This is a genomic window from Streptomyces sp. NPDC024555, assembly GCF_055559335.1.
In genome coordinates this window covers 78,770-85,372 of record NZ_JBVHKV010000030.1, presented here as the reverse complement: position 1 = coordinate 85,372, position 6,603 = coordinate 78,770, and the positions used below count along the sequence as shown (strand labels likewise).

The following is a 6,603-nucleotide window of genomic DNA, read 5'->3' as shown; positions in this document are numbered from 1 at the left end:
GGGGGGGGGGGGGGCGGGGAAAACACCACCGGGGGGGGCCCCCCCCCCGGCGGGGCCGCCCCCCCCCCGCCCCCCGCCGGCCCCCCCCCCCCGGCGGGGCCCCCCCCCCCCGCGGGGGGCCCCCCCCGCCGCTGTCCGTGCTCCGCCCCGGGTCAGGCCTTGCGGCGGCTGCCCCGGTAGGTGGTCCAGAGCATGTCGCCGACGCCGACCACCACGACGGCCCCGATCAGCTGGAGCACATGGCGGGTCCAGTCGATGCCGCGGGTGTCGTTGACCCCGATCCAGGTGGCGACGGAGTTGCCGAGCACGCTGCCGATGATGCCGAAGATGGTCGTCAGCCAGAGGGGGATCTCCTGCTTGCCCGGCAGGATCGCCTTCGCGATCAGACCGAGCACGAACCCCACGATGATTGCCCACAGCCAGCCCATGCCGCCTCCTCGTACGACGCGGTGTCGCACATGCCCGCCCAGTTTCGGCCCTGGGGCGGTACGCCGCATGTCGGACGGGTCCGTACGCGCGACGGGGCGACGCAATGCACGCATACGGCGCGCCCCGGTATCGAACCGGCGGGGACCCCGGCGTACCGTGGTGCGCGGTCCGGTCCGGGGAACGTCCGGCGCAGGGAACGGGGCTCCTCCGGTCCGTCACGAACTCGGGGAAGTGGGGTGGAGCGGTGTCGCGGAAGCGGAGCGGTGAGGTCTTCCGGATCACGGGGGCCCGGCAGGGGCTCGCGGACGATGTGCGCGGCCGGCAGCGGCGTTATGTGATCTCGATGTCCGTGCGTACGGTGTCGGTGGTCGCGGCGGCGACCCTCTGGAACGTGGAACGCGTGGTCGCGATGGTGGCGCTCGCGCTGGGGGTGCTGCTCCCCTACGTCGCCGTCGTCATCGCCAACGCGGGCCGGGAGACGAGTCCGGCGCTGCCCTCGACCTTCGTACCGGCTCCGGTGCGGCCCGCGCTGGACGCGGCTCCGGTGGCCGGTCCGGCGGAGCCGGCCGACGGGTCCGGGAGGGCCGCGCCCGGGGCGTGAGCCGCCCCTTCCCCCCGCTGGTTCCGGCCGGTCATCCGGATTCCGGACTCCCGGTCCGCAGGGAGGACGCAGGGGGCGCGGTGCGCGCGGAAGCTCAAGAAAAGCTCAGATCAATCATGAAGTTCCAGTGCACCGCACCGGGGTGTGCGTGACATACTTCGAGAGCGCTCCGCATCCCCCGTCGGAGCGACGGACCGACGCCGGGCAGCTCCCCCCGTGGCTGCCCGGCGTCGCCATTTCTCCGGCGGGGATGCCGCGGAGCAGGGCGTACGGGGCAGGCTCTAGGGTTGAGGGTGTGAACTCCCCTGACACCGCCTCCGCGGCCGAGAACGCGCTCGCGGCCCCCGTCTGTTCGGCCAAGGGCTGCCGCGCCGATGCCGTGTGGGTGCTCGCGTGGAACAACCCGAAGCTGCACACCCCGGAGCGCCGCAAGACCTGGCTGGCCTGTGAGGAGCACCGGGAGCACCTGTCGTCGTTCCTCGGGGTGCGGGGCTTCCTCAAGGACGTGGTGACGCTGGCGGAGTGGGAAGCGCCGTCCGCTTGAGGCCTTTGCCGGTCAGCCGCCGATCGCGGACATCGGGCGGTCGGGCTGGAGGAACGAGGGGTCGTCGAGGCCGGATCCGGCCTTCTTGCCCCACATCGCGCGCTGCCAGATCGCGGCGATCTCCTCGTCGGGTGCGCCGGAGCGCAGCGCACCGCGCAGATCGGTCTCCTCGCGGGCGAAGAGGCAGGTGCGGACCTGTCCGTCGGCGGTGAGCCGGGTCCGGTCGCAGGCCCGGCAGAAGGGCCGGGTGACCGAGGCGATGACGCCGACCCGGTGGGGGCCGCCGTCGACGAGCCAGCGCTCGGCGGGGGCGGAGCCCCGGGTGGTCTCGCCCTCGGGGGTGAGGTCGAAGCGGGTGCGCAGCGAGGCGAGGATGTCGCCCGCGGTGATCATGCCGTCGCGCTTCCAGCCGTGCTGGGCGTCGAGGGGCATCTGCTCGATGAAGCGCAGTTCGTAGTCGTGTGCGACGGCCCAGGCCAGCAGGTCGGGGGCCTCGTCCTCGTTGAGGCCGGGCATCAGGACGCTGTTGACCTTGACGGGGGTGAGTCCGGCGTCGCGGGCGGCTTCGAGTCCGGCCAGGACGTCGTGGTGGCGGTTGCGGCGGGTGAGGGTCTTGAAGACCTCGGGGCGCAGGGTGTCGAGCGAGACGTTGACCCGGTCGAGCCCGGCGTCCCGGAGCGCGGCGGCGGTGCGCTCCAGGCCGATGCCGTTGGTGGTGAGGGAGATCTGGGGGCGGGGTTCCAGGGCGGCGCACTCCTGGACGATGCCGACGAGTCCGGGGCGCAGCAGCGGTTCGCCGCCGGTGAAGCGGACCTCGGTGATGCCGAGGCGGGTGACGGCGAGCCGGACGAGCCGGACGATCTCCTCGTCGGTGAGGAGGTCGGGCTTGGCCAGCCACTGGAGGCCTTCCTCGGGCATGCAGTAGGTGCAGCGGAGGTTGCAGCGGTCGGTGAGCGAGACGCGCAGGTCGGTGGCGACCCGGTCGTAGGTGTCGATGAGCATGGTGGGCCCCGTCCCCCGGCGGTTCCTCCGGTCGCGGAATCTGTCGCTGTCGAGCCTACGCGAGGACGGGGGCGCGGGCGGGGCCCGTTTGGCACGGGAGCGGTGCGGCCGCGTCGTAGGACTCTACGACGCGGCCGCGCGGGTGCGGGGCTCCCGCCCCGGTGGGGTGCCTCAGTGGGCGCCGATGCCGGTGAGGGACTTGACCTCCAGTTCGGCGTACTTGCCCTTGTCCGGCTCCTCCTTGGAGAGGAGGGAGCCGACCCAGCCGAGCAGGAAGCCGAGCGGGATGGAGATGAGGCCGGGGTTCTCCAGCGGGAACCAGGCGAAGTCGACGCCCTTGAACATCGAGGTCTTCTCGTTGCCGGAGACGACCGGCGAGAACAGCACCAGGAGGACGGAGGAGGCCAGTCCGCCGTAGATCGACCACAGCGCGCCCTGGGTGGTGAAGCGCTTCCAGAAGAGGCTGTAGAGGATGGTGGGCAGGTTGGCGGAGGCGGCGACGGCGAAGGCCAGGGCGACCAGGCCGGCGACGTTCATGTCGCGGGCGAAGACGCCCAGGACGATGGCGGCGGCGCCGATGAAGACGGTGGACCAGCGGGCGGCCTTCATCTCCTCCTTCTCGGTGGCCTCTCCCTTGCGGATGACGTTGGCGTAGATGTCGTGGGCGAACGACGACGACGAGGCCAGGGTCAGTCCGGCGACGACCGCGAGGATGGTGGCGAAGGCGACGGCGGAGATGACGGCGAGCATGATCGCGCCGCCGGTGGTGCCGACCCCGCCGAGGTATTCGGCGAGCTGCGGGGCGGCCGTGTTGCCCGGGGCCGCGATGTTCTTCGGGCCGATGAGCGCGGCGGCGCCGAAGCCGAGGGCGATCGTCATCAGGTAGAAGGCGCCGATGATGCCGATGGCCCAGTTGACGGACTTACGGGCGGCCTTGGCGGTCGGCACCGTGTAGAAGCGGATCAGGATGTGCGGCAGTCCCGCGGTGCCGAGCACCAGGGCGATGCCGAGGGAGAGGAAGTCGAGCTTGGAGGTGCCGGTGGCGCCGTACTTGAGGCCGGGCTCCAGGAACGCGGAGCCGTGGCCGCTCTTCTCGGCGGCGGTGCCCAGCAGGTCGGAGACGTTGAAGTCGAACTTCCACAGCACCATGAGCGTCATCAGCAGGGCGCCCGCGATGAGCAGGACGGCCTTGACCATCTGCACCCAGGTGGTGCCCTTCATGCCGCCGATGGTGACGTAGACGATCATCAGTACGCCGACCAGCGCAACGATGAGGATCTTTCCGGCGTCGCTGGTGATGCCGAGGAGGAGCGTGACCAGTGCTCCGGCCCCCGCCATCTGCGCCAGCAGGTAGAAGATGGAGACGATGATGGTGGAGACGCCCGCGGCGGTGCGGACCGGGCGCTGGCGCATCCGGTAGGCGAGGACGTCGCCCATGGTGTAGCGGCCGGAGTTGCGCAGCGGCTCGGCGACCAGGAGCAGGGCGACCAGCCAGGCGACGAGGAAGCCGATGGAGTAGAGGAAGCCGTCGTAGCCGAAGAGCGCGATGGCTCCGGCGATGCCGAGGAACGAGGCGGCGGACATGTAGTCGCCGGAGACCGCGAGGCCGTTCTGGAAGGCGGTGAACTGGCGTCCGCCCGCGTAGAAGTCGCTGGCGCTCCTGGTCTGGCGGCCGGCCCAGACGGTGATCCCGAGGGTGGCGGCGACGAAGACCGCGAAGAGGGTGATGATCAGCGGCCGGTGCTCGCTGGTGGACGAGGCGGCCAGCGTCACGGCGGTGTGGGAGTGGTACGCGGCGCTCATGCGTCGGCCTCCATACGGGACTTGATGGCCTCGGCCTTGGGGTCGAGCTTCGCGTTGGCGTGCCGCGAGTAGAACCAGGCGATGAGGAAGGTGGTCAGGAACTGGGCGAGGCCGAAGACGAAGGCCACGTTGATGTTGCTGAAGACCTTGGTGCCCATGAAGCCGCCCGCGTAGTTCGAGAGCAGCACGTACAGCAGGTACCAGAGGACGAAGGCGACGGTGAGCGGGAAGGCGAACGAGCGGTAGGAGCGGCGGAGTTCGCCGAATTCCGCGCTTTCCTGCTCCGCGATGAACGCCTCGGTCGTGGGCTGGGCGGGGCCGGTCGCCTTTCCGCCCTCGGGCGGCGGTGCATCGGTAGCCACGGAATCTCCTCGCGACGCGGGTGCGGTGGTGGGGACGGTCGATTTCACTGGGGACCTCGATGTCGGGGAGGGATGGTGCGCCTCCCCAGACAACGGCACGCGGCGCGTGCCGAAGCGGTTCACCCCGGATCGCCACTTCTCCGGATCACCCCTTCGGACGCTCCGGCGGGAACGGGTTCGGACGAACCCGTTGATCAGCGGGGATGATCGCCGGTAGCTTCACTGGTCATGTACGCGACCGGGCACACGGCGTGTCCGGCCCACGGCACGGATGAAGTGGAGACCCCATGGCTCATCTGGGAAGCAGACGGACGCGCGCACTGACGCTGCCCGTCGGACTGGCCCTGACCGCATCGCTCGGCTTCCTGCCGACGAGCATCGCCTCCGCCGCGCCGGCGGACGGTTCGCCCTCGGCGACCGCGTCGGCGGACGGCCCGAAGCTGTCGTACGTGATCAACACCCGGGCCAATCGCGGCCAGGTGAAGCAGGTCGTCAAGGCGGTCGAGCGGGCCGGCGGCACGGTGGTGATCGCCTACGACCGCATCGGGGTCATCGTCGCCCATTCCCAGAACCCGGAGTTCGCCCGGACGATCCGGAAGGTCAAGGGCGTCGACTCGGCGGGGGCCACCCGCACCAACCCGATCGTGCCGCAGGCCACCAAGGACATCGGGGTGGAGCAGCCGCTGACCGCGGCGCAGGAGCGGGCCGCGGCGGCGGAGGCGGCCGACGGCCAGGACCCGCTGGAGCCCCTGCAGTGGGACCTGTCGGCCATCAAGGCGGACGAGGCGCACAAGAAGACGCTGGGCAGTTCGAAGGTGACCGTCGCGGTCATCGACACGGGGGTCGACGACACCCATCCGGACCTGGCGCCGAACTTCGACCGTGCGGCCTCGGCGAACTGCGTCTCGGGCGCCCCGGACACCACGGAGGGCTCCTGGCGGCCCGCGGCGGGCGAGAGCGACCACGGGACGCATGTCGCCGGGACCATCGCCGCCGCGAAGAACGGGGTCGGGGTCACGGGTGTGGCACCGGGTGTGAAGGTCGCCGGGATCAAGGTGGCGAACCCGTCCGGGTTCTTCTACACCGAGTCCGTCGTCTGCGGTTTCGTCTGGGCGGCCGAGCACGGGGTGGACGTCACCAACAACAGCTATTACACCGACCCGTGGATGTACAACTGCAAGAACGACCCGGACCAGGCGGCGCTCGTCGAGGCCGTCACCCGGGCCTCGCGGTACGCGGAGAGCAGGGGCACGGTCAACGTCGCGGCGGCGGGCAACTCCGCCGAGGACCTGGCGGCCGACACCATCGAGGACTCGACCAGCCCGAACGACACCGAGACGGTCGACCGCACCATCGACCCGAAGCAGTGCCTCGACATCCCGACGATGCTGCCGGGCGTGGTGACGGTCTCGGCGACCGGTGCCAAGGGGCTGAAGGCCTCGTACTCGAACTACGGCAACGGCGTCATCGACGTCGCGGCGCCGGGCGGCGACTCGACGGTCTACCAGACGCCCGCCCCGCCGGCCACCAGCGGTCTGATCCTGTCGACGCTGCCGGGCGGCAAGTTCGGCTACAAGGCCGGTACGTCGATGGCGTCGCCGCATGTCGCGGGGGTCGTGGCGCTGATCAAGTCGAAGCACCCGTACGCCTCGGCCGCCGCGGTGAAGGCGCTGCTGGTCGCGGAGGCCGACGCCACCGCGTGCGGTGAGCCGTACGACATCGACGGCGACGGCACGGTCGACGCGGTCTGCGAGGGCGGCAAGAGGTACAACGGCTTCTACGGGGCCGGTGTGGTCAACGCGCTGAACGCGGTGCGCTGGTAGTCGCCCGTTCGCGGTCCGGGGGCCGGCGCCCTGCGCCGG

General features: G+C 71.1%; 7 protein-coding genes. 3 read left to right on the top strand and 4 right to left on the bottom strand.

Annotation, left to right across the window (positions count from 1 at the left end):
- Window positions 1–152: 152 nt before the first annotated feature.
- A complete protein-coding gene (locus ACZ4FH_RS34785) occupies window positions 153–428 on the bottom strand; it encodes a GlsB/YeaQ/YmgE family stress response membrane protein (RefSeq protein ID WP_383649274.1) in 276 nt (91 codons plus the stop codon).
- Window positions 429–673: 245 nt separating this feature from the next.
- Between ACZ4FH_RS34785 and ACZ4FH_RS34780 the strand changes: the two genes are divergently transcribed.
- Window positions 674–1,030, top strand: a complete 357-nt coding sequence (locus ACZ4FH_RS34780) for a DUF3099 domain-containing protein (protein ID WP_467309814.1) — start codon at window positions 674–676, stop codon at window positions 1,028–1,030.
- 295 nt (window positions 1,031–1,325) lie between these two features.
- On the top strand, window positions 1,326–1,574 hold the full coding sequence (locus ACZ4FH_RS34775) for a hypothetical protein (protein ID WP_467309812.1): 249 nt from the start codon (window positions 1,326–1,328) through the stop codon (window positions 1,572–1,574).
- 12 nt (window positions 1,575–1,586) lie between these two features.
- Here the strand turns inward: ACZ4FH_RS34775 and moaA are convergent, their stop codons facing one another.
- From moaA to ACZ4FH_RS34760, 3 genes are all read right to left on the bottom strand, one after another.
- Window positions 1,587–2,576 (bottom strand): GTP 3',8-cyclase MoaA, encoded by a 990-nt coding sequence (gene moaA, locus ACZ4FH_RS34770; protein WP_467309810.1) that lies wholly within the window; start codon window positions 2,574–2,576, stop codon window positions 1,587–1,589.
- A gap of 171 nt (window positions 2,577–2,747) precedes the next feature.
- The gene (locus ACZ4FH_RS34765; RefSeq protein WP_467309808.1) at window positions 2,748–4,379 is read right to left on the bottom strand and encodes a solute symporter family protein; all 1,632 of its coding nucleotides are present in this window, start codon (window positions 4,377–4,379) and stop codon (window positions 2,748–2,750) included.
- The gene (locus ACZ4FH_RS34760) at window positions 4,376–4,741 is read right to left on the bottom strand and encodes a DUF485 domain-containing protein (RefSeq protein WP_467309806.1); all 366 of its coding nucleotides are present in this window, start codon (window positions 4,739–4,741) and stop codon (window positions 4,376–4,378) included. The genes ACZ4FH_RS34765 and ACZ4FH_RS34760 overlap by 4 nt, the downstream gene beginning before the upstream one ends.
- 287 nt (window positions 4,742–5,028) lie before the next feature.
- On the opposite strand from ACZ4FH_RS34760, the gene ACZ4FH_RS34755 reads away from it, so the two are divergent.
- Window positions 5,029–6,564, top strand: a complete 1,536-nt coding sequence (locus ACZ4FH_RS34755; RefSeq protein WP_467309804.1) for a S8 family peptidase — start codon at window positions 5,029–5,031, stop codon at window positions 6,562–6,564.
- Window positions 6,565–6,603: the final 39 nt, after the last annotated feature.

Coding starts and splice junctions, on each gene's coding strand:
- ACZ4FH_RS34765 (WP_467309808.1), bottom strand. CDS start 4,379: ATGAGCGCCGCGTACCACTCCCACACCGCCGTGACGCTGGCCGCCTCG.
- moaA (WP_467309810.1), bottom strand. CDS start 2,576: ATGCTCATCGACACCTACGACCGGGTCGCCACCGACCTGCGCGTCTCG.
- ACZ4FH_RS34785 (WP_383649274.1), bottom strand. CDS start 428: ATGGGCTGGCTGTGGGCAATCATCGTGGGGTTCGTGCTCGGTCTGATC.
- ACZ4FH_RS34755 (WP_467309804.1), top strand. CDS start 5,029: ATGGCTCATCTGGGAAGCAGACGGACGCGCGCACTGACGCTGCCCGTC.